The organism is Mesorhizobium sp. A623 (assembly GCF_054489405.1).
This window is the reverse complement of the sequence record NZ_JBTMXB010000004.1, coordinates 101,555-124,143: the sequence shown is the minus strand read 5'-3', so window position 1 is coordinate 124,143 and position 22,589 is coordinate 101,555. Positions and strand designations below refer to the sequence as shown.

The following is a 22,589-nucleotide window of genomic DNA, read 5'->3' as shown; positions in this document are numbered from 1 at the left end:
AACCATTTCCTTCGAGAATTCGACATGCCCGACAAGATCGTCACCCGTTTTGCCCCCTCGCCCACCGGCTTCCTGCACATAGGCGGCGCGCGTACGGCGCTGTTCAACTGGCTCTATTCGCAACATGTCGGCGGCACGATGCTGCTGCGCATCGAAGACACCGACCGGGAGCGCTCCACGGAAGCGGCGACCGCCGCCATTCTCGACGGCCTTAGCTGGCTCGGCCTGAAATGGAACGGCGAGCCGGTTTCGCAGTTCGAGCGTGCGCCGCGCCACCGCGAAGTGGCCGAAGAACTCGTGCGGCAAGGCAAGGCCTATTACTGCTACGCAACACCTGCCGAACTTACCGAAATGCGCGAAACGGCGCGCGCCGAGGGGCGGCCGCCGCGCTATGATGGCCGCTGGCGCGACCGCGATCCCGCCGAAGCGCCCGAAGGCGTGCCGGGTGCGATCCGCATCAAGGCGCCGACAGACGGCGAGACGCTGGTGCGGGATCTGGTGCAGGGCGAGGTGCGCTTTCCCAACAAGGATCTCGACGATTTCATCATCCTGCGCTCGGACGGAAACCCGACCTACATGCATGCCGTCGTCGTCGACGACCACGACATGGGCGTCACCCATATTATCCGGGGCGACGACCACCTGACCAATGCCGCGCGCCAGACGGTGATCTACCGCGCCATGGGCTGGGAGGTGCCGGAAATGGCGCATATTCCGCTGATCCACGGGGCGGACGGCGCCAAGCTTTCGAAGCGCCACGGGGCGCTCGGCGTCGAGGCTTACCGCGCCATGGGCTATTTGCCGGAAGCGCTACTTAACTACCTGGCGCGTCTTGGCTGGAGCCATGGCGACGACGAGGTCATGTCGGTGACCGACATGGTCAAATGGTTCGACATAACCGACGTCAACAAGGGTGCGGCCCGCTTCGATTTCGCCAAGCTGGAAGCGATCAACGGCGTGCATATGCGCCGCATGGACGATGTGGCCCTGCTCGACATCTTCGTTGCCACCCTGCCCTATCTCGAAGGCGGCCCCGCGGTTGCCGCACGTCTCGACGCCAGCCGCAAGACGCAGTTGCTTGCAGCCCTGCCTGGCCTCAAGGAGCGCGCCAAGACGCTGGTGGAACTGCTGGATGGCGCGGCCTTCTTGTTTGCGGAGCGGCCGCTGCCGCTGGACGAGAAAGCAGCCACCGTGCTCACCGCAGAGGCCAAGGGCATTTTGCGCGGCGCACTGGCCGCGCTGCAAGGCGTGTCCGGCGAGTGGTCGGCGGCCAATGCCGAAGCCGCGATTCGCACGTTCGCGACTGCTGAAGGACACAAGCTCGGGGCCGTGGCGCAACCTTTGCGGGCGGCCCTTACCGGCAAAAGCACCTCGCCCGGGGTTTTCGATGTCCTTGCGGTGCTCGGCCGCGAAGAAAGTCTGTCACGTGTTGGAGATCAAATCGATTAGGGCAGCTATGCTGTCATAGTTTTGGATTGAAACAGGTCTATTGCGGTGCAACATTAACTACTGTTTTTATCCATGCCGGAAGCCGCACCGGCCACCCGTTGCAGGTCAATTGAATTGCCGCCTGTCGATGTCAGGAACGTATGATCGGGAAGCCGGCATACAGAACTTTAGGAGTTTGCGATGACCGAAAAAACTGCAACGCTGGAATTTGGCGGCAAAACTCACGAACTCAAGGTGCGAAGCGGGTCCGTCGGGCCGGACGTCATCGACATCGGCGCGCTGTACTCGACGACAGGAGCCTTCACCTACGATCCAGGCTTTACCTCCACCGCAAGCTGCGATTCGGCCATCACCTATATCGACGGCGACGCCGGCATCCTGCTGCATCGCGGCTACCCGATCGACCAGCTTGCCGAACATGGCGACTTCCTGGAGGTCTGCTACCTGCTGCTGTACGGCGAACTGCCGACCAAGGCCCAGAAGGACGATTTCGACCACCGCATCACGCGCCACACCATGGTGCATGAGCAGATGTCCAAGTTCTTCACCGGCTTCCGCCGCGATGCGCATCCGATGGCGGTGATGTGCGGCGTGGTTGGCGCGCTGTCGGCGTTCTATCACGACTCGACCGATATTTCCGATCCGTACCAGCGCATGGTCGCCTCCATGCGCCTCATCGCCAAGATGCCGACCATCGCGGCAATGGCCTACAAATACCATATCGGCCAGCCCTTCGTTTACCCGAAGAACGACCTCGGCTTCGCCGCCAATTTCCTGAACATGTGTTTTGCGGTGCCATGCGAGGAATACAAGGTCAACCCGGTGCTGGCGCGCGCCATGGAGCGCATCTTCATCCTGCACGCCGATCACGAGCAGAACGCCTCGACCTCGACGGTGCGGCTCGCCGGTTCTTCGGGCGCCAATCCGTTTGCCTGTATCGCGGCGGGCATCGCCTGCCTGTGGGGACCGGCGCATGGCGGCGCCAACGAGGCGGCGCTGAACATGCTGGGCGAGATCGGCCATGTCGACCACATCCCTGAATTCATCGATCGCGCCAAGGACAAGAACGACCCGTTCCGGCTGATGGGCTTTGGCCACCGCGTCTACAAGAACTACGATCCGCGCGCCAAGATCATGCAGCAGACCGCGCATGAGGTCCTGACCGAACTCGGCATCAAGGACGACCCGATGCTCGACATCGCCATGGAACTGGAAAAGATCGCGCTGACCGACGAATATTTCATCGAGAAGAAGCTCTACCCGAACGTCGACTTCTATTCCGGCATCACGCTGAAGGCTCTGGGCTTCCCCACCACCATGTTCACCGTGCTGTTCGCGGTTGCGCGCACCGTCGGCTGGATCGCCCAGTGGAAGGAAATGATCGAGGACCCGCACCAGAAGATCGGTCGCCCGCGCCAGCTTTATACGGGCTCGCCGGAGCGCGACTACGTGCCGATCGCGAAGAGGTAGGAGATTAGGGGAATAGGGCAGTATGCAGGGAATGCACACCCTACTGCCCTACTGCCCTACTGCCCTACTGCCCTACTGCCCTACTGCCCTACTGCCCTACTGCTTCCAGCACCGCTTCGGCCGCCAGATCGCCTGCCGGGCGCAGCGTTGCCATGCGCCGTGCCACTTCGGCAAAGCCAGCCTTCTGCCACGCGCGCAAGCCGGTATCGGCGAACAGCGCTTCCAGCTCGCGCGCGATCACCGGCGGATGCACAAATTTGTCGTACCGTTCGGGAACGAGCGGCTTATCGGCAATGAGGTTTGGCAGCGAGCCCGACCACGCGATCAACGCTCTCCTCGCAATACTGCGCGCCAATGGATCGAGCTTGTAGCAGGAGATCATCGGAACCCCGGACAGCGCCAGTTCCAGCGATACGGTGCCCGACGCGATCAGCGCTGCGTCGGCCTGCCCGAAGGCGTGCCATTTCTGTTCCTGATCGACGGTGATTTCCGGCTGAAGCTCCCAGCCGGCAACAGCCGAGCGAACCAGTTCCGCGACATGCGGGACCGTCGGCAGCAACAGGCGAAGGCGGTGCCCGCGCGCGCGCAACAGCGAAACCGTCTCGCCGAACGGGCCGATCAGTTTGCGCACCTCGCTGCGCCGGGAACCGGGCAGGATGAGCAGCGTCTTTTCGCGATCCGCGGATAGATCGCGGGGTGCGGCTTGCGCCTCCTCTGCCGCCAGAACGCCCGGATTATGGGTCAGGCGATGCCCGACATAGGTGCCGGGAGGGCCGCCGAGGCGATCCAGTTCGGCCACCTCGAACGGCAGCACGCACAAGATGCGGTCCACATAGGGCCGCATCGCCACCGCCCTGCCCGGCCGCCACGCCCAGACGCTTGGACAGACATAGTGGACGATGGGGATCGCCGGATCGGCGGCGCGCACCTTTTTGGCAACGCGCAGCGAAAAGTCGGGGCTGTCGATGGTGATGAGGCAGTCGGGTTTTTCTGCGACAATCGCCCTTGCCGTCTGGCCGATCCGGCGGATCAGCCGCGGCAGGTCGCGAACCACCGCACTGAAGCCGACCAGCGCGATTTCGCCGGCGTCGAACAGCGAGACGAGGCCAAGTTCCTGCAAATGCCGCCCGCCGACCCCGACCAGCCGGATCTCGCGGCCAGTCGCCTTGCGCAAGGCGCGGACGAGGTCGGCCCCGAGAAGATCGCCGGATTCCTCGCCGGAGACGATGGCGATGGTCAGGGCGCGCTCACCGGCCATGGGCGGCACCTTTCGGCGGCAGGCCGACCACGAACAGGCCGAGCGCATTGGCGCGCGCGATCATTTCCGGCCCGTCGAGGATCAGCGAATGACCGGCCTCGACTGCGACGCCGGCCAGGCCGGCGGCATGGACGCCGTCGATGGTGTTCGGGCCGATGGACGGCAGGTCCGCCCTCGCCTCCTGGCCGGGCTTGGCGCATTTGACCAGCACGCCGCGCGCTTTTCCAGCGATGCGGCCATGGTCGCGAAGATCGCGCACCCGTGCCAGCAAGCCGTCCGTGCCCTCAATGCCTTCAAGCGCGATGACGCGCCCGCCGACCGATATTGCGGCCTGCCCGATGTCCAGCGCGCCGATGGCTTCGGCGGCAGCGCGGGCGGCTTCCAGGTCGCGCCTGTCGGACGGCAGGGGTGCGGCCTTGGTATGGCAGCCCTCGATGGCGACCAGTTCAGGCACCACCTCGTGCGCGCCGACCACCTTGACGCCACGCCGCTCGATGTAGCGCAAGATGGCCCGCAGCAGCCCGTCGTCACCCAGCGAAAGCTCGATGGCCAAACGTGGCAGGGCGGCGAGAAGACTGGCGTTGAGGCGGATGGCCGACAGCTTCGGCCGCCGCTTGACCTCGCCGGCCAGCACCACATGGGTGACGCCATGGCGCTTCAACAGCGGCACGAGCGAACTGAAATGCTCCAGCTTTAGAAGGGCATGGTCGTTAGCGCCAAGCGGCCCGTCCGGGTCCGCCTCGCCTTCCAGCAGCACGACGAAAGGCCTGTGGCCCTGCTGTTCAAGCGCGTGCGCCACGGCTTCCGGCAACCTGCCGCCCCCCGCGACGATCCCGACCCGCGAACCGGCCTCGAACTGGACAGGCGGCGGGTTCTCAGTCCTCGTCATCGGTATCGTCAGCGGCCCCGCCCTTGAGACGCGGGACGGCGTAGTGACGGTGGCCACGATGGGTGATGAAGTCGATGATCTTCATGGCTTCGGGCGAAGCGGAGAATTCGTCCCTGGCGTGTTCGACGTTCTCGGCAACCGTGCGCGAGCGGTCGAAGATGGCGTTATAGCACCGGCGCAACAACTGGATGTCCGAGCGCTTCAGGCCGGCCCGCTTCAGCCCGATGATGTTCAGGCCGCGAAGGCTGGCGCGGTTGCCCACGGCGATGGCGTAGGGGATGACGTCGCCGACGAATGCCGAGCAGCCGGCGAGAAAGGCGTTGTCGCCGACCCGCACGAACTGGTGCACGGCGCTAAGCCCGCCGATATAGACGTTGTCGCCAATCTCGCAATGGCCGCCCAGCGTCGCGCCATTGGCGAAAGTGGCGTTGTGGCCGACAATGCAGTCATGCGCGATATGGGCATAGGCGAGGAAATTGCCATTGTCGCCAACCGTCGTCTCGCCGCGGCTGGAATCGGTGCCGAGATGCATGGTCACGCCTTCGCGGATCATGCAGTTGGAGCCGATGACCAGCGTGGTGCGGCCGCCCTTGTGCTTGGTGTTTTGCGGCGGCCCGCCCAATGTCGCCATCGGGTAGACCTTCGTGGAAGCCCCGATGGTGGTCGCGCCGAGGATCGAGACGTGGCCGATCAGCTCGACATTGTCGCCGATAACCGCGTCCGCGCTGATATGGCAGAACGGACCGATCTGCACGCCTGCGCCGATCTGGGCGCCGGCCTCGACAACCGCCGACGGATGAATGACTGTCTGGATTTTCATAAGCACCCGGATTTCAATCCTTGTCCACCATCATCGCCGAAATCTCGGCCTCGGCAACCTTGCCCCCGTCTACCGTGGCTTCGCAGGCGAATTTGAGCAGGTTGCCACGCATCTTGATCTTGCGGACGCGGATTCTCAACTGGTCACCCGGAACGACGGGCTTGCGGAATTTGGCGTTGTCGATGGTGAGGAAATAGACCAGCGACGGCCGTTCCGCGCCAACGGCGCGGATGCAGATGGCACCGGCCGTCTGCGCCATCGCCTCGACGATGAGCACGCCGGGCATGACCGGCTGCTCGGGGAAATGACCGGCGAAATGCGGCTCGTTAATGGTGACGTTCTTGATACCGACGGCCGAATCGTCGCCGTCGATCTCGACGATGCGGTCGATCATCAGGAACGGATAACGATGCGGCAGCAGTTTCAGCAGGCCGAGTATGTCGACGGATTCGAGCACCACGGAGCCTTCACCCATTCTGGTCACCCTTCTTGTTTCGCGCCAGCGACCGGATCAGCGACAGCTCGCGGAAGAACTCGCGCGTCGGCTGCGCCGGCAGCCCCGCCCAACGCTCGCCGGCGGGGATGTCATGCATCAACCCGGAAGACGCTGCAACCTGCGCGCCGGCGCCGATCGAAACGTGATCGGCAATGCCGACGCGGCCGCCCAGCATCACGAAATCGCCCAATGTCACGGAACCGGACAGACCACAATGTCCGGCAATGATGCAGCCACGCCCGATGCGCACATTGTGACCGATCTGAACGAGATTATCGATCTTGGTGCCCTCGCCGATGACGGTGTCCGACATGGCGCCGCGATCCACCGTCGAATTCGCCCCGATCTCGACATCGTCCTGGATGACGACCCGCCCGACCTGCGGCATCCTCTCCGGCCCCTTGTCGCCCGAGACGAAACCGAAACCGTCCTGCCCGATCCGCGCGCCACCATGGACAACCACGCGATTGCCGATCAGCGCATACTGGATGCTGGCGCTAGGCCCGATATAGCCGTCGCGGCCGACCTGGCAGGATTGCCCGATAAAGGCATTCGGCGCAATGACGGTGCCGCTGCCGATGGCCACGTGCGGCCCGATGACGGCACCCGCCTCGATGATCGCGCCTAGCTCGATAACAGCGGTCGGATCGACATGGGCGTGCGGGGAAACCCCGGTCTCGGAGGTCATCGGCCCGGGCATGGCCGCGGTCGGGAAAAGCAGCCGTCCAACCAGCGCGAAAGCTTGCTGCGGCCGCGAATGAACGAGGACGGCAACGTCCACCGGGGCAATTTTTGCTGCTTCGGCGGGGCAAAGAATCGCCGCCGCCTTCAGCGCGTTCAACAGCGCGAAATTACGCTTGCCCTCGACGAAGACCAGCGCACCCGCGCCACCCTCGCTGGCGGGAGCCAGTGTATCGATCACGATCTGGGAATGGCCGGGATCGGCCAGGACGGCCCCGGTAAGATTCGCCACCTCGCCCACCGTAAGCCGGCGTGAAGGCACGAAAAACACCGGATCAGTCATTCCTGGGCAATATCCAGCTATATAGGAACATTCGCTCGCGGGCCGGCACGGTCCGCAAGCAGGGCGACCGGAAGGTCAGAAGCGGGTCGACATACCGAAGTTGAACTCCTGCACATCGTCCGTATCTCTCTTCTTGACCGGAACGGCATAATCGATGCGCAACGGACCGAAGGGCGAAGCCCACAGCAGGCCGACACCGACCGAGGCGCGCCAATCCATGCCCGTCGAGTCGGGGTTAACACCTGCAAGGTCGTTGCCATAAAGCGTTGCCGCATCGGCAAACACCGCGCCGCGCAGGCCAAGGCTTTCCGGAACGACCGGCAGCGGGAACTGCGCTTCAGCCGAGGCGTTGAAATAGGTCGTGCCGCCGAGATGGTCGCCGCTGGTATCCGACGCCACAGGCCCGAAGCCGTTGTATTCAAAGCCGCGAATCATGCGGTCGGTACCCTGGAAGTGGTCGAACACGCGCAGCCCGGTGTCGCCATAGCTCTCGACGTGGCCACCGCCGGCCGATATCAGGCCGACCAGATCCAACTGCTCCGAGAGGGTCCGGTAATAAGACGCGCGCGCAGTGACCTTCACGAACTTCGCGTCGCCGCCGACACCGGCGACTTCGGTGTTGAAGTTGGCGTAGATGCCGTCGCGCGGGTTCTTCATGTCGTCGATGGTGTTGTAGGTCAAACCGGCGCTGATCGAAGACTTGATCCAGGGATCGCGCTCCTCGCCCGTTGCCGGATCGATAATGGCGTCCCGAATAGCCGAGGAAATATCACAGGCAGCCGGATTATAGTCCACAGTACCTGGAAAGACGCAATTGTCGGCGAACTTATACTCTTCCTGCGAGATGTTGTACGCCAACTGCGTGGAGATATTGTCGGTGATCGGCAGGCCGAAGCGCACCGTGGCGCCCGTCGACTGCGAATCGTAGGTGTCGTATTCGCGCGTCGAGCGGAAAATGTCGAAGCCGGCGGCGATGCGGCGGCCGAGGAAATACGGTTCCGTGAACGAAACCGCATAGTCGCGCGAATGGCGTCCGCCGCCAGCGGACAGGCGGATGAACTGGCCGCGGCCGAGGAAGTTGCGCTCGGTGACGGAACCGGAAACCGTCGGCCCGGGCGTGTCGCCACCCGTCGAATAGCCGGCGCCGATCGAGAACTCGCCGGTCGACTTTTCGACCACATTGACAACCAGGATAACCTGGTCGGGTTCCGAACCCGGTGCCGTCGAAATATCGACGCTCGTAAAGTAATTAAGGTCTTCCAGCCGCTTCTTCGCGCGCTTGACCATGACCTGGTTGAAGGCATCGCCCTCGCTGAGATCGAATTCGCGGCGGATGACATAGTCGCGGGTGCGCGAATTGCCTCGGATTTCGATGCGCTCGATATAGGCCTTGGTGCCCTGATCGACCGTATAGACAACCGAAATGGTGTGGTTCTCGAAATTGCGGTCGCCGCGCGGCGTCACCTGCGCGAAGGCGTAGCCGGAACCGGCCACCTTCTCGGTCAGGCCGATGATGGAATCCTCGACATCCTTGGCGTTGTAAACGTCGCCGCTACGCGTCTCGACTACCGACTGCAGCGACTTGCTGTCCACTTCGGGGATGGTGCTATCGACGCTGACGTCGCCGAACGTATAGCGCGCGCCCTCGTCCACCGTGACGGTCACGGTATACTCGTTGGTCGACGGATCGAGCGCACCCACGGCGGAGACGACCTGGAAGTCGGCATAGCCGTGGTTGAAATAGAATCGGCGCAGCAGTTCCTGGTCAGCCTGCAGCTTCTGCTCGTCATAGATATCGTCGCGCAGGACGAACGACAGGACGCCCGAACGCTTGGTGCTGATGACGTCGGACAGGCGGCGGCTCGAATAGGCGTGGTTGCCGACGAAGTTGACGGCGGCAATCTTGGTGCGGTCGCCTTCGTTGATGTCGAAAACGACGTTCACGCGGTTGTCGCCCAGATCCATGATCTGCGTCGTCACCGTGGCGTCATCGCGGCCAATGTGCCGGTAGGCTGCCCTGATCGCCTCGACGTCGGCATCGACAGTGGCCTGCGAATAGGAACCACGCGGCTTCAACTGAACCGTATTGGACAGTTGCGCGTCCTTGATCTTCTTGTTGCCCTGGAACAGGACCTGATTGACGACCTGGTATTCCGCGACCTTGATCACCAGCGAGGAACCGACCTGGTTGACCTGCACGTCCGAGAACAGCCCGGTGCCGAACAGCGTCTTGACGGCCTCGTCGATATCGGCGCTGGAGAAAGCCTTGCCGGGCTTGATGCCGACATAGTTGCGGATGGTGTCCGCATCGATACGCTGGTTGCCGCTCACCTTGACGCTGCTGACGACGGCAGCCGCAGCGGCGGCGACGGCAGCAAACTGCACGGCAATCGCGCCGGGTACTACCAGCGCGGCAGACAAAGCGACCGCGGACGCGGCGCTCTTGAACTTGGATGCTGCCTTCATCGAGCTATAAAACCTTTTTCTCGAAGTCCCCACGGCGAGAAGACCGGACGTTCGCGGTTATTTTCTCGTACCGTATTAACCGGATTTTCCCTACACGCAAGGCTTCTGGTTAATTTGTATTTACTTAGGCTCAATGCGTGGCATTCGCGTCACGCAATTGCCCCATCATGGTAAACGCGCCCTCAACGGGTTCGCTCCAGAGACGAATTTGTTCATGATTTCAGCACCCAAACAGGTCATTCCAGAAAACGAACACCATGAAGGCCAAAACCAGAAACATGCCGGCGCGATAGACCATTTCCATCGCGCGTTCCGACACCGGGCGGCGGATCACCGCCTCGATGGCGTAGAAGACGAGGTGCCCGCCATCAAGCGGTGGAATCGGCAGCAGGTTGAGGAAGCCGATGCCGACCGACAGCAGCGCGACAAGTTGCACCAGCCATTCGAAGCCAAGCTTGGCCGCCTGTCCGGCCATGCCAGCGATCTTCACCGGACCGCCCAACTGGCACTTGTCCTCGCGACCAACGGCAAAGCGCGTCAGGAATTGGCCGGTGCGCTGGATGATGTGCCCGGTCTCCTCGACCGCCGCCACCAATGCGCCGCCCGGACCGTAGGTTATCAGCCGCGGCTGGCCGAGTTCCTGATTGTTGACGACGCCGACGATCGCCACCTTGATCTTGTTGCCGAGCGCGTCTTCCTGCTCCATCAGTTGGGGTGCTGCTGAAACCGTGATTTCCCGGCCGTCGCGCAGCATGACGAAGGTGATCGTGTCGCCGCCGCGGCCCGACACTAGGCGCTGGACATCGGCAAAGGTCTCGACCTTCGTTCCGTCGACGCTGACGAAACGGTCGCCGGGCAGGATGCCGGCCTTTTGGGCCGGGCTTCCAACGGTCACTTCCGCCACCATCGGCTCGGCGACATAGCGGCCATAGGCGGTAAACAGCACGGTAAAGACGACGATGGTCAGCAGGAAATTGAACAGCGGGCCGGCAAAAACGGTCGCCGCGCGCTTCCACACCGGCTGTGTGTGAAAGGCGACCTTGCGCTCCGCATCGCTTAGCGCGTCGATTTCCTGCTCACCGGGCTGGCTGGATGTGACGCTCATGTCGCCAACGAACTTGACATAGCCGCCCAGCGGGATGGCGCACAGCTTCCAGCGGGTGCCGCGCCTGTCGTTGAAGCCTATCAGTTCCGGGCCGAAACCGACGGAAAACGCCTGAACGCCGATGCCGCACCAGCGGCCGACGAGATAATGGCCCATTTCATGCACGAAAACGACGACCGTCAGCACGAACAGGAACGGCACCAGCGTTCCCACAACAAGGCCCTGCGGGCTGAAAAGCGCGTGGAAAATTTCGTTCAATTCACAACCCCAATACGCCTGCGGCGCAGGCAGCACCGTGACTGTGTATCCAAAGCGGGCAAATCCGTGACCTTTTTGGCGCTATGTCCCGAACCCCGCCGGTCAAACCGGAAACAGCCCCTGCGCGGGGTGATCGGCGGAAGCCAGCATCCAGCCGATCACGTATAGGGCCAGCGCCGCCGCGACAAGGCCGTCGACGCGGTCCATGACGCCGCCATGGCCCGGAATGAGCGTGCTGGAATCCTTGGCGCCGTGCTGCCGCTTGACCCAGGATTCGAACAGGTCGCCGGCTTGCGAGACGACCGACAGAACCAGCGCCACCAGGCCCAGTGTTGCAAGATTGCCGGACCCCATGCCCAAAGCCAGCAGCAGGCCCGCGACGACGCCGCCGACCGTGCCGCCCAGCGCTCCGCTTTGCGTCTTGCCGGGCGAGATCGACGGCGCGAGCTTGGGACCGCCAACGGCGCGCCCGACGAAATAGGCGCAAATGTCAGTTGCCCACACCACCGCGAACAGGAACAGGATCGCCATCAGGCCGGAATGGTCGCCGTCGCGCAGCAAGGCCAGCGTCAGGCCGGATAGCCCGGCATAAGCAAGGCCGCCCGCTTCCCACTGCCCCGTCTTGCCCACAGCGCCGAGAATCGCGCCGACGACAACCATGGCAAGGACGAGCAACAGAAGGATATGCGCCGCAAGCCCGGCAAGCAGCGCCACCACGAAAACCGCCATCAGCGCTTCCGGCACCAGCCCAAGGCCGGTAGCCGGCTTTTGCCGCGCCATGCGCGACCATTCGTAAAAGACCGCAGCCGAAATCAGCGCGCATAAAAGCCGGAACGGCAAGCCGCCAAGCCAGGTAAGGCCAAGCACGACCGCAGCCATGACGATGGCCGAAATGATACGGACCTGAAGATTGCTCATGAAACCGCTTCCCGAGGCGTCAAGCCGCCGAAGCGGCGATCGCGCCGGGCGAAATCGCGCAGCGCGTCCACAAGATGCTCTTCGTTGAAATCCGGCCAGAAGCACGGCAGGAACACCAGTTCGCTGTAGGCTGCCTGCCAGAGCAGGAAATTCGACAGGCGAAGCTCGCCGCTGGTGCGGATGACAAGCTCGGGATCGGGAATATCGCCGGTGTCGAGCGAATCGGAGAACAGGTCGGCGGTGATCGCCTCGACCTCGAGTTCGCCACGCACAGCCAGTTTCGCCAGCTTTTGCGCCGCGCGCACGATCTCGTCGCGCCCGCCATAGTTGAAGGCGATGACCAGCGTCAGCGCCGCATTGCCGGCGGTCAGCGTTTCCGCTTCCTCCAGCAGCGCCTTGATGTCGGGCTGGAGGTTAGCCCTGTCGCCGATGATTCGAACGCGCACGCCCGCTTGATGCAGTTCGGCGAGGTCGCGGCGGATGAACAGTTTCAAGAGGCCCATCAGATCGCTGACCTCGGATTTGGGCCGCGACCAGTTCTCCGACGAAAACGCATAGACCGTGAGGTACGAGATGCCGAGGCCGGGGGCCGCACGCACGGTCTTGCGCAAGGCCTCGACGCCGGCGCGATGGCCGGCAAGGCGCGGCAGGCCGCGTGCCTTGGCCCAGCGTCCATTTCCGTCCATGATGATCGCGACATGCGCGGGCGTTGTCATGTTCTCGCTTTCGGGCCAGCCTGACCCTAGACCTGCATGATTTCAGTTTCCTTATCGGAAAGCAGACTGTCGATGGTGCTGATCGTATCGTCGGTCAGTTTCTGCACCTGGTCGGCCTGCTTGCGCTGATCGTCCTCGCTGATGTCGCCGTCTTTTTCGGCCTTCTTCAGCGTTTCCATGCCATCGCGGCGCACATGGCGCACGGCGACGCGGGCGTTTTCGGCATAGGTGTGGGAAATCTTTACCAGTTCCTTGCGGCGCTGCTCGTTCAGTTCCGGCAGCGGTATCCGCAGATTGGTGCCGTCGACGATGGGATTGAAGCCCAGGTTGGCCTCGCGGATGGCGCGGTCGACGGCGCTGACCATCGACTTGTCCCAGACGGACACCGAGATCATGCGCGGTTCCGGCACCGACACGTTGGCCACCTGATTGATGGGCATCGCCGTGCCGTATGCCTGCACCTGGATCGCGTCGAGCAGATTGCTGGACGCCCTGCCCGTGCGCAGCGAGGCGATATCCTGCCTGAACGCGGCGATTGCCCCGTCCATGCGCCGCTTCAGATCGTCATAATCGCTCATCTTTAACTCCTCGGCCCGTTCATCCGGGCTCCGCGTCTTTGGAAAAAAAGTACCGTCAAGCGTCCGCGACAATCGTGCAGCGACCGCCACCCTTGAGGATTTCGCCGAAGCCGCCCCCTTCGTGGATGGAATAGACGATTATCGGTATGTTGTTTTCGCGCGCAAGCGCAATTGCGGCCGTATCCATGATGGACAGGCCCTTGTTGATGACTTCGGCATGGGTGATGCGCTCGAAACGGGTGGCACTCGGGTCCTTTTTAGGGTCGGCGGAATAGACGCCGTCCACCTGCGTGCCCTTGAACAGGGCGTCCGCGCCGATTTCCGCCGCACGCAGCGCTGCTGCCGAATCGGTGGTGAAAAACGGGTTGCCGGTGCCGCCGGCAAAAATCACCACCTTGCCCTCGTCCATGTAGGCGGTCGCCTGGCGCTGCGAAAAGCTTTCGCACAGTTCCGGCATGGCGATCGCGGAAAGCACCACGGCATCGACACCGATCTTGATGAGCGAGGTGCGCAGCGCCAGCGAATTGATGACGGTGGCAAGCATGCCCATGTGGTCGCCGGTGACACGGTCGCCGCCCTTGGAGGCCACGGCCACACCGCGAAAAATGTTGCCGCCGCCGATGACTACGCCCACTTCGACGCCCAGCGCGCGCGCTTCGGCAATGTCGGAGGCGATGCGGTCGACCACCGAAACGTCGATGCCGAAATGCTGCTCGCCCATCAACGCCTCGCCCGACGCCTTCAGCAACACACGTCGGTAAAGCGGCTTGGGCGTCATTGGTCCCTCATTATTCTGGCGAATGCAGGCTCTGGCGAGTGTGGTTTGCGGATGGCGCGCCTTGCGGCCTGCCTGCTCCGGATGCTTGGGCCTGCGATACACGAAGGGCGCCGCGATGTCACGCGGCGCCCTTCGTTTCATTGGTAGCGCAAATGCCGTGAAGCGTTTGAAGCGCCGTTACTTTTTGACGGTTGCCGCGACTTCCGCTGCAAAGTCCGTCACTTCCTTCTCGATGCCTTCGCCAAGGGCGAATCGCAGATAGGCGGTGATTTTCGCCGGTGCGCCGATTTCCTTTTCGGCTTCCTTCAGCGCCTGCTCGACCGTGATATCGGGATTGATCACGAAAGCCTGCTTCAGCAAAACGACTTCCTCGTAGAACTTGCGCAAGCGGCCTTCGACCATCTTTTCGATGATGTTCTCGGGCTTGCCGGAAGCGCGCGCCTGATCGGAGAAGATCGCCTTCTCGCGCTCGACGGCGGCCGGGTCCAGCTCGTCGGTCGAAAGCGCCAGCGGGTTGATCGCGGCGATGTGCATGGCCACCTGGCGGGCGAAGGCGTTGGCCTTGTGCGCGTCGCCGGTCGTCTCGATGGCGACCAGCACGCCAAGCTTGCCGAGATTGTCGGCAACGGCGTTATGCACGTAGGTCGCAACAACGCCGTGCTCGACGGTCAGCTTGGCCGAGCGGCGGAAGCCGAGGTTTTCGCCGATGGTGCCGACGGCATCCTTGATGGTGTCGGTGACCGACTTGTCGGAACCCGGATATTTAGCCGCTGCAACCGCCTCGGTTGCGCCATAGGCCAGCGCCACCTTGGCGACATTGGCGACGAGTTCCTGGAAGGCGCCGTTGCGGGCAACGAAGTCCGTCTCGGAATTGACCTCGACGATCGACGCCTCGCGAACGCCGGCATCGACGCCGATCAGACCTTCGGCGGCGGTGCGGCCAGCCTTCTTATCGGCCTTGGAGATGCCCTTCTTGCGCAGCCAGTCGACGGCCTCTTCCATGTTGCCGCCGGTTTCGGCAAGCGCTGTCTTGCAGTCCATCATGCCGGCGCCGGTCAGGTCGCGCAGTTCTTTGACCTGTGCTGCTGAAATGCTCATTTTTTGCCTCTTTGTTCAAAACGGGAATGCGCACCACCGAAAAATCGGCGATGCGCGATACCGGACGCTTAGCGCGTCACAATGTAGGAAATGCGAAGGCCGGTTGGCCTTGGCAATCAGGCCTGCGGGGCTTCGCCCGCCGGAGCCTCGTTGGCAGCAGGCGCCTCGTTGGCAGCAGGCGCCTCGTCGGCAGCGGGTGCCGGTTCGAGCGCGGGCTCGACCGGAGCCTCAGCCGAAGCGCCAATGTCGACGCCGAGCGCGCCCTGCTGGCGGGCGATACCGTCGATGGCAGCCTTGGCGACCAGGTCGCAATAAAGCTGGATGGCGCGGGCCGCGTCGTCGTTGCCGGGGATCGGGAAGTCGATCTTGTCTGGATCGCAGTTCGAATCGATGATGGCGACAACCGGGATACCGAGGCGCTTGGCTTCGAGAATGGCGATCGCTTCCTTGTTGGTGTCGATCACGAACATCAGGTCGGGCGTCGAGCCCATGTCCTTGATGCCGCCCAGCGCCTTGTCGAGCTTCTCGCGCTCGCGGTCGAGGTTGAGGCGCTCTTTCTTGGTCAGGCCTTGAGCCTCGCCGGCCAGCATCTCGTCGAGCTTGCGCAGGCGCTGGATCGAGTTCGAAATCGTCTTCCAGTTGGTCAGCATGCCGCCGAGCCAACGCGAGTTGACGTAATACTGGGCCGAACGCTGGGCTGCATCGGCAACGATGTCGGATGCCTGGCGCTTGGTGCCGACGAACAGCACGCGGCCGCCACGGGCAACGGTGTCGGAAACCTGCTTGAGAGCCTGGTGCAGCAGCGGAACCGTCTGCGACAGGTCGATGATGTGGATGTTGTTGCGCGCGCCATAGATGTAGGGCGCCATCTTCGGGTTCCAGCGGTGAGTCTGGTGGCCGAAGTGAATGCCAGCTTCCAAAAGCTGGCGCATGCTGAAATCAGGCAGAGCCATTCTTATAGGTCCTTTCCGGTTAGCCTCCACGGACACAGGCGAAAGGATGGATTTCCTTATCGCCACCGGAGGTTTTTGTCGGATTTCTCCCGGCAAACACCAAAGTCCGTGTGTGGAATGAGCGCGCCTATAAAGGCTAAGCGCGCTAAACGCAAGCGCCGAGCCTGCCTGCCGTCAAACCGAGCGCATCAGGCCGCCATCGACGCGGATGTTCTGGCCGGTGATGTAGCCGGCTCCTTCCGACGCCAGGAAGGCGATGGTGGCGGCAATCTCCTCGGTGGTGCCGTAGCGCTGCATCGGCACGGCCTCGCGGCGCTCCTCGGTGCCGGGCAGGCTGTCGATCCAGCCGGGCAGCACGTTGTTCATGCGCACATTGTCGGCGGCATAGGCGTCCGCGAACAGTTTGGTGTAGGAGGCAAGGCCCGCCCGGAACACGGCGGAAGTCGGAAACATCGATGAAGGCTCGAAAGTCCAGGCGGTCGAGATGTTGACGATCGAGCCGGATTTCTGCTTCTGCATGATCGGGGTGACGAGGCGAACCGGGCGCACCACGTTCATGAAATAGGTGTCCATGCCCTTGTGCCAGTCTTCGTCGCTGATCTCGAGTAGTTGCGCCCTCGGCCCGTGGCCGGCGCTGTTGACCAGCACATCGATGCGGCCCCATGTCGACATGGCGAGATCGACCAGCCGCTGAAGATCATCGTTCGACTGGTTGGAGCCGGTGACGCCGACGCCGCCGAGTTCCTTGGCAAGCGCCTCGCCTTTGCCCGACGACGATAGGATGGCGACCTGAAAACCATCGGCCGCGAGTTTCCTGGCAGCCCCCGCCCCCATGCCGGAACCGCCGGCGGTGACAACGGCAACTTTCTGTGCGGCCATGATCGTTCCTCTCAAATCTGATTTTTGCCCGTTACGAGCAATCCCGGCACCCATACCATCGTAACCGGCGTCGACGAAACAGCCGGGCCATTGGGCCAGGAAAAGCCCTTGTCGCAATCAGCGCGGAACCTTGCCGTTCCTTACCCTTACCCGCCGGAATACCGCGACGATCTCGTCGCGGCTGCATTCGACCGCGCCAAGGCGCACGGCGCGGTCGCGCTCGAGGCCGGTAATGTCATAGTGCGGTGCCGACGTTTTTGGCGGTCCCTGATAGGAAGAACGCTTGATGGCGAGCTGAGCTGCAAAGCGGTGCAGTTCTTCCGTGTCGTCGGCCAGCAGATGGCACCACAGTCTGTCGGCCCATTTCCAGATCGCGGCATCGACATAGACAGCCATCGGCTGACTATTGAGGCGCGCAGGTCTTTTGCGGCGCGGTGTCGAACAGGGCCAGGTTGACCAGCTTGCCGGTCATCGAAAAATCGCCGTAGTCCATCACCAGATCGCGCGTCAGCCCGTTTTCGTGCAGCTTGAAGCTGATCCGGTAGGCCGGCGTTTCCTCGCCGCTTTCCTTGTCGGAAAGGTCGAAATAGGCGATGTCGACCGGCCAGTACTTGTCCTTGCCAAGCCGGGCCAGCGCCGGCAACTCAGGATCGCCCTTTGCGGCCTGCGTCTTCTTGCCGACGACGACCGTGGTGGTCATCACCTTGTTGGCATCCTCGGAACCGTCGAACAGGCTCGTTTCGTAGAACTTCTCGCCCTTTTCGGCCTTTTCGATCAGTTCGACCAGATGCTGGGTCGGAAACTGCGTGGCGGCAAGTTGCACGACAGCCTTCTGCGGCTTTTCGATATCGACCTCGACGCCCTTGGCGTCCTTTGTGGCCGTGCCCTTCACTTCCTTGTCGAGTTGCTGGTCGGAGAAGGATTTGGTGAGGAAGGAAAACGTCTTGCCCTTCGCGTCCTCATAGGTCGTGGTCTGCTGGTCGGTCAGCCTCGTGGTTTCGCTGGTGGCGATCTGCGTGACGAAGCGGAAATTGACCGTGTAACCCTCGCAAGGCGAGCCGTTGAACTCATAGACCATGCGCCCGGTGATGCCGGTGATGCCGGAGCGGTCGGAGGCCTTGTCCAGCGAAAGATCGTAGACGGCGCGGTGCGCCTGAAGCACCGGCACCGCGAAGGCCGGAACCGCCGCCGAGGTGGCGGCCATCAAGACGGCGTAGAATGCAAGGCGCTTTGCGCGCATGGACAGGCTCCGACAAAGGACGGCTAATGGCAGCCGTCGGGGAAAGATGGTCCAGCTAGAAAAAAGTCGTGGCGGAAGCGAGGCAAAAATAGCACTTTCCCCCCAGCCAACGGGCACCATGCAGCAATAGGGAAATAAAATGAGCGAAACAATCGAAAAGCGGCTGAGCGATCTGGGCATCACGCTTCCCGTGGCGGCGGCGCCTGCCGCGAACTACGTGCCTTACGTCAGGACCGGCAATCTGTTGTTTCCCTCCGGCCAGTTGCCGATCAAGGACGGCAAACTCGCCTTCACCGGCCTGCTCGGCCGCGATGTCGATACGGCGACCGGCCAGGAAGCGGCCCGATATTGCGCGATCAACGTGCTCGCCCAGGCCAAGGCGGCACTCGGCGATCTCGAAAAAATTCGCCGGCTGGTGCGCATCACCGTGTTTGTCGCATCGATGCCGGACTTTACCGAACAGCATCTGGTCGGCAACGGCGCTTCCGACCTGTTCGCGGAAGTGCTGGGCGAGCGCGGCAAGCATGCGCGCGTCGCCGTCGGCATGGCCGCGCTGCCGCTCAATGCGGCGGTCGAAGTCGAATCCATCTTCGAAGTCGAGTGAGAAAGCCCGGCACATGAACGACCTTTCCTGGCTGATCGCCCGGCCTGTCGCCCATCGCGGCTTTCACGACATGAACAAGACGCGGTGGGAAAACACGCTGTCCGCCTATGACGCGGCCATCGAGCGCAACTATGCCATCGAATGCGACGTGCATCTTTCGTCGGACGGGGTGCCGGTCGTCATCCATGACGACAACCTCAAGCGATTGACCGGCGAGGACGGCTTCGTGTGGCAGCGCACGGCGGCCGAACTTGGCGCGATGCGCATCGGCGGCACCGCCGATCATGTGCCGACGCTTGGCGAGGTTCTGGAGCGTGTCGGTGGCCGCGTGCCGATCGTCGTCGAGGTCAAGGGTACACCGGGCCGGGACGAGGGGCTGGTGGCGCGTGTCGGCAGGCAGCTTGCCCGCTACAAGGGCAAAGCCGCGATCATGTCGTTCGATCATTGGCTGATCCGCGACTTTTCGAAGGACGCGCCCGGCATTCCCGGCGGGCTGACCGCCTATGGCCGCGACAACAATCTGATCGAGGCGCATTTTTCGATGCTGGCGCACGACATCGCCTTCACCTCCTATGCTGCCGGCGACCTGCCGAACCCGTTCGTCAGTTTTGTGCGCGAGAAGCTGAAAATGCCGGTCATCACCTGGACCGTGCATGACCAGCCGGCGGTCGAACTGACGTTCAAATATGCCGACCAGATGACATTCGAGGGTTTCGAGCCGGACGGGGTGCGCATTGCCTGATGCGTTCTCCCGGCAGGCTTGCATGGACCCGCTGAAAACCTAAATATTGCCCATGGATCATCCAAGCCAAGCGGAGGAAGCAGCATCGGCGCAATACGCGGTGCGCGTGGCTTCGGGCATCGGTGCCTTCACCCGGCAGGAATGGGACAGCCTTTCGGGCACCACACGCACCGATTCAGAAAACGGCTACAACCCTTTTATATCTCACGCTTTTCTAAGCTCTTTGGAAGATTCCGGCTGCGCCTTGCGAAGCACTGGCTGGCAGGGCCATCATTTGCGGCTGGAAACGCCCGACGGAAGGCTGCTGGGTGCGGTACCCTGTTACGTGAAGTCGCACAGCCAGGGCGAATATGTGTTCGATCATGGCTGGGCCGACGCCTTCGAGCGGGCCGGCGGCAGTTACTATCCCAAGCTGCAATGCTCGGTTCCCTTCACGCCGGCCACCGGCCCTCGCCTGCTTGTCACCAACGGCGAAGATGTCGATGCGGTAAAGGCAGCGCTCGCCTCCGGCCTGAAGCTGGTGACGAACAAGCTTGGCGTTTCTTCCGCCCATGTCACCTTCCTGCCGGAAGAGGACGCCGTCATGCTGGAGACGGCAGGCTATTTGCACCGCACCGACCAGCAGTTCCACTTCTTCAACGAGGGGTTTTCTAGCTATGACGATTTCCTCGCCACGCTAGCTTCGCGAAAACGCAAGTCGCTGAAAAAGGAACGGCGCGAGGCGCTGGCCGGCGGTATTTCCATCGACCGGCTGACCGGCAAGGATATTACCGAACGCGTCTGGGACGACTTTTACGCCTTCTACATGGATACCGGCAGCCGCAAATGGGGCCGGCCCTACCTCAACCGCGAATTTTTTTCCCTCATTGGGGAGCACATGGCCGACGATGTTTTGCTGGTGATGGCAAAGCGCGATGGGCGTTATATTGCCGGTGCGATCAATTTCATCGGTTCCGACACGCTGTTCGGGCGCAACTGGGGCTGCATCGAGGACCATCCCTTCCTGCATTTCGAGGTCTGCTACCATCAGGCCATCGACTTCGCCATCGAGCGCAAGCTGAAGGTGGTCGAGGCCGGCGCGCAGGGCGAGCACAAGCTGGCGCGCGGCTACCGCCCCGTCACCACGCACTCAGCGCACTATATCGCGCATCCGGGCCTGCGCAGCGCCATTGCCGATTACCTCAAGCGCGAACGCCGCGAGGTCGCGCGCATGAGCGACTATCTGGATGAGCACACGCCGTTTCGCAAGGAAGATCCGGCGCTCAATGGGCTACCGTCTTCGAAAACAGATTGATGATGACGACGCCGACCATGATGAAGCCCATGCCGACCAGCGCCGGCATGTCGAGCGTCTGGCGAAACCACAGCCAGCCAATGGCCGTGATGAGGACGATGCCCGCCCCGGACCATAGCGCATAGACGATGCCGACCGGCATGGTTCGCAGGGGCAGTGACAGGAAATAGAACGCCAGCGCATAGCCCGCCACCGCGACCAGCGATGGCAGCAGATTGGTGAAGCCGTCGGTCAGTTTCAGCGCCGACGTCGCCACGACCTCGAACATGATCGCGATCGTGAGATAAAAAACATTCCAGGTCATGCACGTCCTGCCTATTGATTCGCGGTCACTCTAAAGGCGATGATAGGCCCCACACAGATGGAAACGAGACACTGACATGGCCTATGACGACACCAACATCTTCGCCAGGATTTTGAAGGGCGAAATTCCGTCCCATAAGGTCTATGAGGATGACGCGGTGGTGGCGTTCATGGACGTGATGCCGCAAGGCCAGGGCCACACGCTTGTGGTGCCGAAAGCGCCGTCGCGCAACCTGCTCGACGCCGACCCAGCCACCTTCGGGCCGTTGTTCGCGGTGGTCCAGACAATCGCGGTGGCAGTAAAAAAGGCGTTTGCGGCGGACGGCGTCACCATCCAGCAGTTCAACGAGGCGGCTGCCGGCCAGAGCGTCTATCACCTGCACGTCCACGTCCTGCCGCGCTTCGAGGGCATCGCGCTGAAGCCGCATACAGGCGCCATGGAAAAGCCGGAAGTGCTGGCCGAAAACGCGGAAAAGATTCGAGCAGCATTGGCCGACTGAACAAGAAAAACGGGCGGCCTCAACGAGCCGCCCGTTCCAGTGCGAATAGAAAATCGGCGAAAAATCAACCGTGCAGTTTGGCTGCGATCTCGGCTACGCGCTTGCCCTGGAAGTGCGCGCCTTCCAGTTCCTGCGCGGAAGGCTGGCGCGAGCCGTCGCCGTCGCTGGTGGTGGTCATGCCGTAGGGCGCGCCGCCGCGCACCACGTCGTTGCCCATCTGGCCCTGATAGGCATAGGACAGCGGCACGATGATCATGCCGTGATGCTGAAGCATTGCCTGCGTCGAAATCAGCGCCAATTCCGCGCCACCGTGCTGGGTGGCGGTCGAAACCATGACCGAGCCGACCTTGTTGACCAGCGCGCCCTTGGCCCAGAGCGGGCCTGTCTGGTCAAAAAAGTTCTTCAACTGCGAGGCCATGGCGCCATAGCGCGTCGAAGCGCCGACGATGATGGCGTCGTAGTTTTCCAGTTCCAGCGGATCTGCGAACGGGGCGTCCTGGTCGAGCTTGTAGTAGGCAGCCTTGGCTACCGCCTCCGGCACCAGTTCCTTGACCCGCTTCACGGTCACTTCAGCGCCGGCTTCGCGCGCGCCTTCAGCGGCCGCCTTCGCCATCTGCTCCATGTGACCCCAGCTCGAATAATAAACCACCAGCACTTTTGCCATTGTCGTCTCCTTTGCCCCGTCGGGGGTGTGTAAATTCGGTCGGCACTAATTGCCGTCACCTCCATTTAGGCATCTGAGCGTTCACCG

24 protein-coding genes are annotated in these 22,589 nt (G+C 62.6%); 6 read left to right on the top strand and 18 right to left on the bottom strand.

Annotation, left to right across the window (positions count from 1 at the left end):
- The first annotated feature begins 24 nt into the window (after positions 1–24).
- On the top strand, positions 25–1,449 hold the full coding sequence (gltX, locus tag ACX3P1_RS06220) for a glutamate--tRNA ligase (RefSeq protein WP_459078685.1): 1,425 nt from the start codon (positions 25–27) through the stop codon (positions 1,447–1,449).
- A 180-nt stretch (positions 1,450–1,629) separates the two neighbouring features.
- Positions 1,630–2,919, top strand: coding sequence for a citrate synthase (gltA, locus tag ACX3P1_RS06215; RefSeq protein ID WP_459078684.1), 1,290 nt, complete (start codon positions 1,630–1,632; stop codon positions 2,917–2,919).
- Positions 2,920–3,007: 88 nt separating this feature from the next.
- Here gltA and lpxB read toward each other — a convergent pair whose 3' ends face one another.
- The 16 genes from lpxB to ACX3P1_RS06135 all read right to left on the bottom strand — a co-directional run bounded on the left by lpxB (position 3,008) and on the right by ACX3P1_RS06135 (position 18,395).
- Positions 3,008–4,177, bottom strand: a complete 1,170-nt coding sequence (lpxB, locus tag ACX3P1_RS06210; protein WP_459078683.1) for a lipid-A-disaccharide synthase — start codon at positions 4,175–4,177, stop codon at positions 3,008–3,010.
- On the bottom strand, positions 4,167–5,066 hold the full coding sequence (locus tag ACX3P1_RS06205) for an LpxI family protein (protein WP_459078682.1): 900 nt from the start codon (positions 5,064–5,066) through the stop codon (positions 4,167–4,169). Before ACX3P1_RS06205 ends, lpxB begins: the two co-directional genes overlap by 11 nt.
- Complete coding sequence (gene lpxA / locus ACX3P1_RS06200) at positions 5,053–5,886, bottom strand: acyl-ACP--UDP-N-acetylglucosamine O-acyltransferase (RefSeq protein WP_459078681.1); 834 nt, start codon at positions 5,884–5,886, stop codon at positions 5,053–5,055. Before lpxA ends, ACX3P1_RS06205 begins: the two co-directional genes overlap by 14 nt.
- A 13-nt stretch (positions 5,887–5,899) precedes the next feature.
- Entirely contained in the window at positions 5,900–6,361 is a 462-nt protein-coding gene (fabZ, locus tag ACX3P1_RS06195; RefSeq protein ID WP_459078680.1) for a 3-hydroxyacyl-ACP dehydratase FabZ, read from the bottom strand.
- Positions 6,354–7,406 carry a UDP-3-O-(3-hydroxymyristoyl)glucosamine N-acyltransferase gene (gene lpxD, locus ACX3P1_RS06190; RefSeq protein WP_459078679.1) on the bottom strand — a complete coding sequence of 351 codons (1,053 nt, stop codon included), beginning with the start codon at positions 7,404–7,406 and terminating at the stop codon, positions 6,354–6,356. Before lpxD ends, fabZ begins: the two co-directional genes overlap by 8 nt.
- 75 nt (positions 7,407–7,481) lie before the next feature.
- On the bottom strand, positions 7,482–9,872 hold the full coding sequence (gene bamA / locus ACX3P1_RS06185; protein WP_459078678.1) for an outer membrane protein assembly factor BamA: 2,391 nt from the start codon (positions 9,870–9,872) through the stop codon (positions 7,482–7,484).
- A gap of 220 nt (positions 9,873–10,092) precedes the next feature.
- Positions 10,093–11,235, bottom strand: coding sequence for an RIP metalloprotease RseP (gene rseP / locus ACX3P1_RS06180; RefSeq protein WP_459078677.1), 1,143 nt, complete (start codon positions 11,233–11,235; stop codon positions 10,093–10,095).
- Between the two features lie 102 nt (positions 11,236–11,337).
- Positions 11,338–12,153 carry a phosphatidate cytidylyltransferase gene (locus tag ACX3P1_RS06175; RefSeq protein WP_459078676.1) on the bottom strand — a complete coding sequence of 272 codons (816 nt, stop codon included), beginning with the start codon at positions 12,151–12,153 and terminating at the stop codon, positions 11,338–11,340.
- A complete protein-coding gene (locus ACX3P1_RS06170) occupies positions 12,150–12,869 on the bottom strand; it encodes an isoprenyl transferase (protein ID WP_459078675.1) in 720 nt (239 codons plus the stop codon). The genes ACX3P1_RS06175 and ACX3P1_RS06170 overlap by 4 nt, the downstream gene beginning before the upstream one ends.
- A gap of 26 nt (positions 12,870–12,895) precedes the next feature.
- Complete coding sequence (frr, locus tag ACX3P1_RS06165; RefSeq protein WP_459078674.1) at positions 12,896–13,447, bottom strand: ribosome recycling factor; 552 nt, start codon at positions 13,445–13,447, stop codon at positions 12,896–12,898.
- A gap of 55 nt (positions 13,448–13,502) precedes the next feature.
- Positions 13,503–14,225: a UMP kinase gene (gene pyrH, locus ACX3P1_RS06160; RefSeq protein ID WP_459078673.1), complete on the bottom strand. Its 723-nt coding sequence runs from the start codon at positions 14,223–14,225 to the stop codon at positions 13,503–13,505.
- Between the two features lie 177 nt (positions 14,226–14,402).
- Positions 14,403–15,323 carry a translation elongation factor Ts gene (gene tsf, locus ACX3P1_RS06155; RefSeq protein ID WP_459078672.1) on the bottom strand — a complete coding sequence of 307 codons (921 nt, stop codon included), beginning with the start codon at positions 15,321–15,323 and terminating at the stop codon, positions 14,403–14,405.
- Positions 15,324–15,439: 116 nt separating this feature from the next.
- Positions 15,440–16,276: a 30S ribosomal protein S2 gene (rpsB, locus tag ACX3P1_RS06150; protein WP_459078671.1), complete on the bottom strand. Its 837-nt coding sequence runs from the start codon at positions 16,274–16,276 to the stop codon at positions 15,440–15,442.
- Positions 16,277–16,450: 174 nt separating this feature from the next.
- Positions 16,451–17,155, bottom strand: a complete 705-nt coding sequence (locus ACX3P1_RS06145; protein WP_459078670.1) for an SDR family oxidoreductase — start codon at positions 17,153–17,155, stop codon at positions 16,451–16,453.
- Positions 17,156–17,272: 117 nt separating this feature from the next.
- The gene (locus tag ACX3P1_RS06140) at positions 17,273–17,551 is read right to left on the bottom strand and encodes a DUF4031 domain-containing protein (RefSeq protein ID WP_459078669.1); all 279 of its coding nucleotides are present in this window, start codon (positions 17,549–17,551) and stop codon (positions 17,273–17,275) included.
- A 7-nt stretch (positions 17,552–17,558) separates the two neighbouring features.
- Positions 17,559–18,395: a cell envelope integrity EipB family protein gene (locus ACX3P1_RS06135; RefSeq protein ID WP_459078668.1), complete on the bottom strand. Its 837-nt coding sequence runs from the start codon at positions 18,393–18,395 to the stop codon at positions 17,559–17,561.
- A 139-nt stretch (positions 18,396–18,534) separates the two neighbouring features.
- Between ACX3P1_RS06135 and ACX3P1_RS06130 the strand changes: the two genes are divergently transcribed.
- From ACX3P1_RS06130 to ACX3P1_RS06120, 3 genes are read left to right on the top strand one after another with little or no spacing between them, the layout of a single operon-like run.
- Entirely contained in the window at positions 18,535–18,999 is a 465-nt protein-coding gene (locus tag ACX3P1_RS06130; protein WP_459078667.1) for a RidA family protein, read from the top strand.
- 13 nt (positions 19,000–19,012) lie between these two features.
- Positions 19,013–19,741, top strand: coding sequence for a glycerophosphodiester phosphodiesterase (locus ACX3P1_RS06125; protein WP_459078666.1), 729 nt, complete (start codon positions 19,013–19,015; stop codon positions 19,739–19,741).
- A 52-nt stretch (positions 19,742–19,793) separates the two neighbouring features.
- On the top strand, positions 19,794–21,035 hold the full coding sequence (locus tag ACX3P1_RS06120; RefSeq protein ID WP_459078665.1) for a GNAT family N-acetyltransferase: 1,242 nt from the start codon (positions 19,794–19,796) through the stop codon (positions 21,033–21,035).
- On the opposite strand, the gene ACX3P1_RS06115 is transcribed toward ACX3P1_RS06120, so the two are convergent.
- A complete protein-coding gene (locus ACX3P1_RS06115; protein ID WP_459078664.1) occupies positions 21,004–21,339 on the bottom strand; it encodes a DMT family transporter in 336 nt (111 codons plus the stop codon). The genes ACX3P1_RS06120 and ACX3P1_RS06115 overlap by 32 nt on opposite strands.
- 76 nt (positions 21,340–21,415) lie before the next feature.
- On the opposite strand from ACX3P1_RS06115, the gene ACX3P1_RS06110 reads away from it, so the two are divergent.
- Positions 21,416–21,838, top strand: coding sequence for an HIT family protein (locus tag ACX3P1_RS06110; RefSeq protein ID WP_459078663.1), 423 nt, complete (start codon positions 21,416–21,418; stop codon positions 21,836–21,838).
- 64 nt (positions 21,839–21,902) lie between these two features.
- Here ACX3P1_RS06110 and wrbA read toward each other — a convergent pair whose 3' ends face one another.
- Complete coding sequence (wrbA, locus tag ACX3P1_RS06105; RefSeq protein WP_459078662.1) at positions 21,903–22,502, bottom strand: NAD(P)H:quinone oxidoreductase type IV; 600 nt, start codon at positions 22,500–22,502, stop codon at positions 21,903–21,905.
- Between the last annotated feature and the right edge of the window lie 87 nt (positions 22,503–22,589).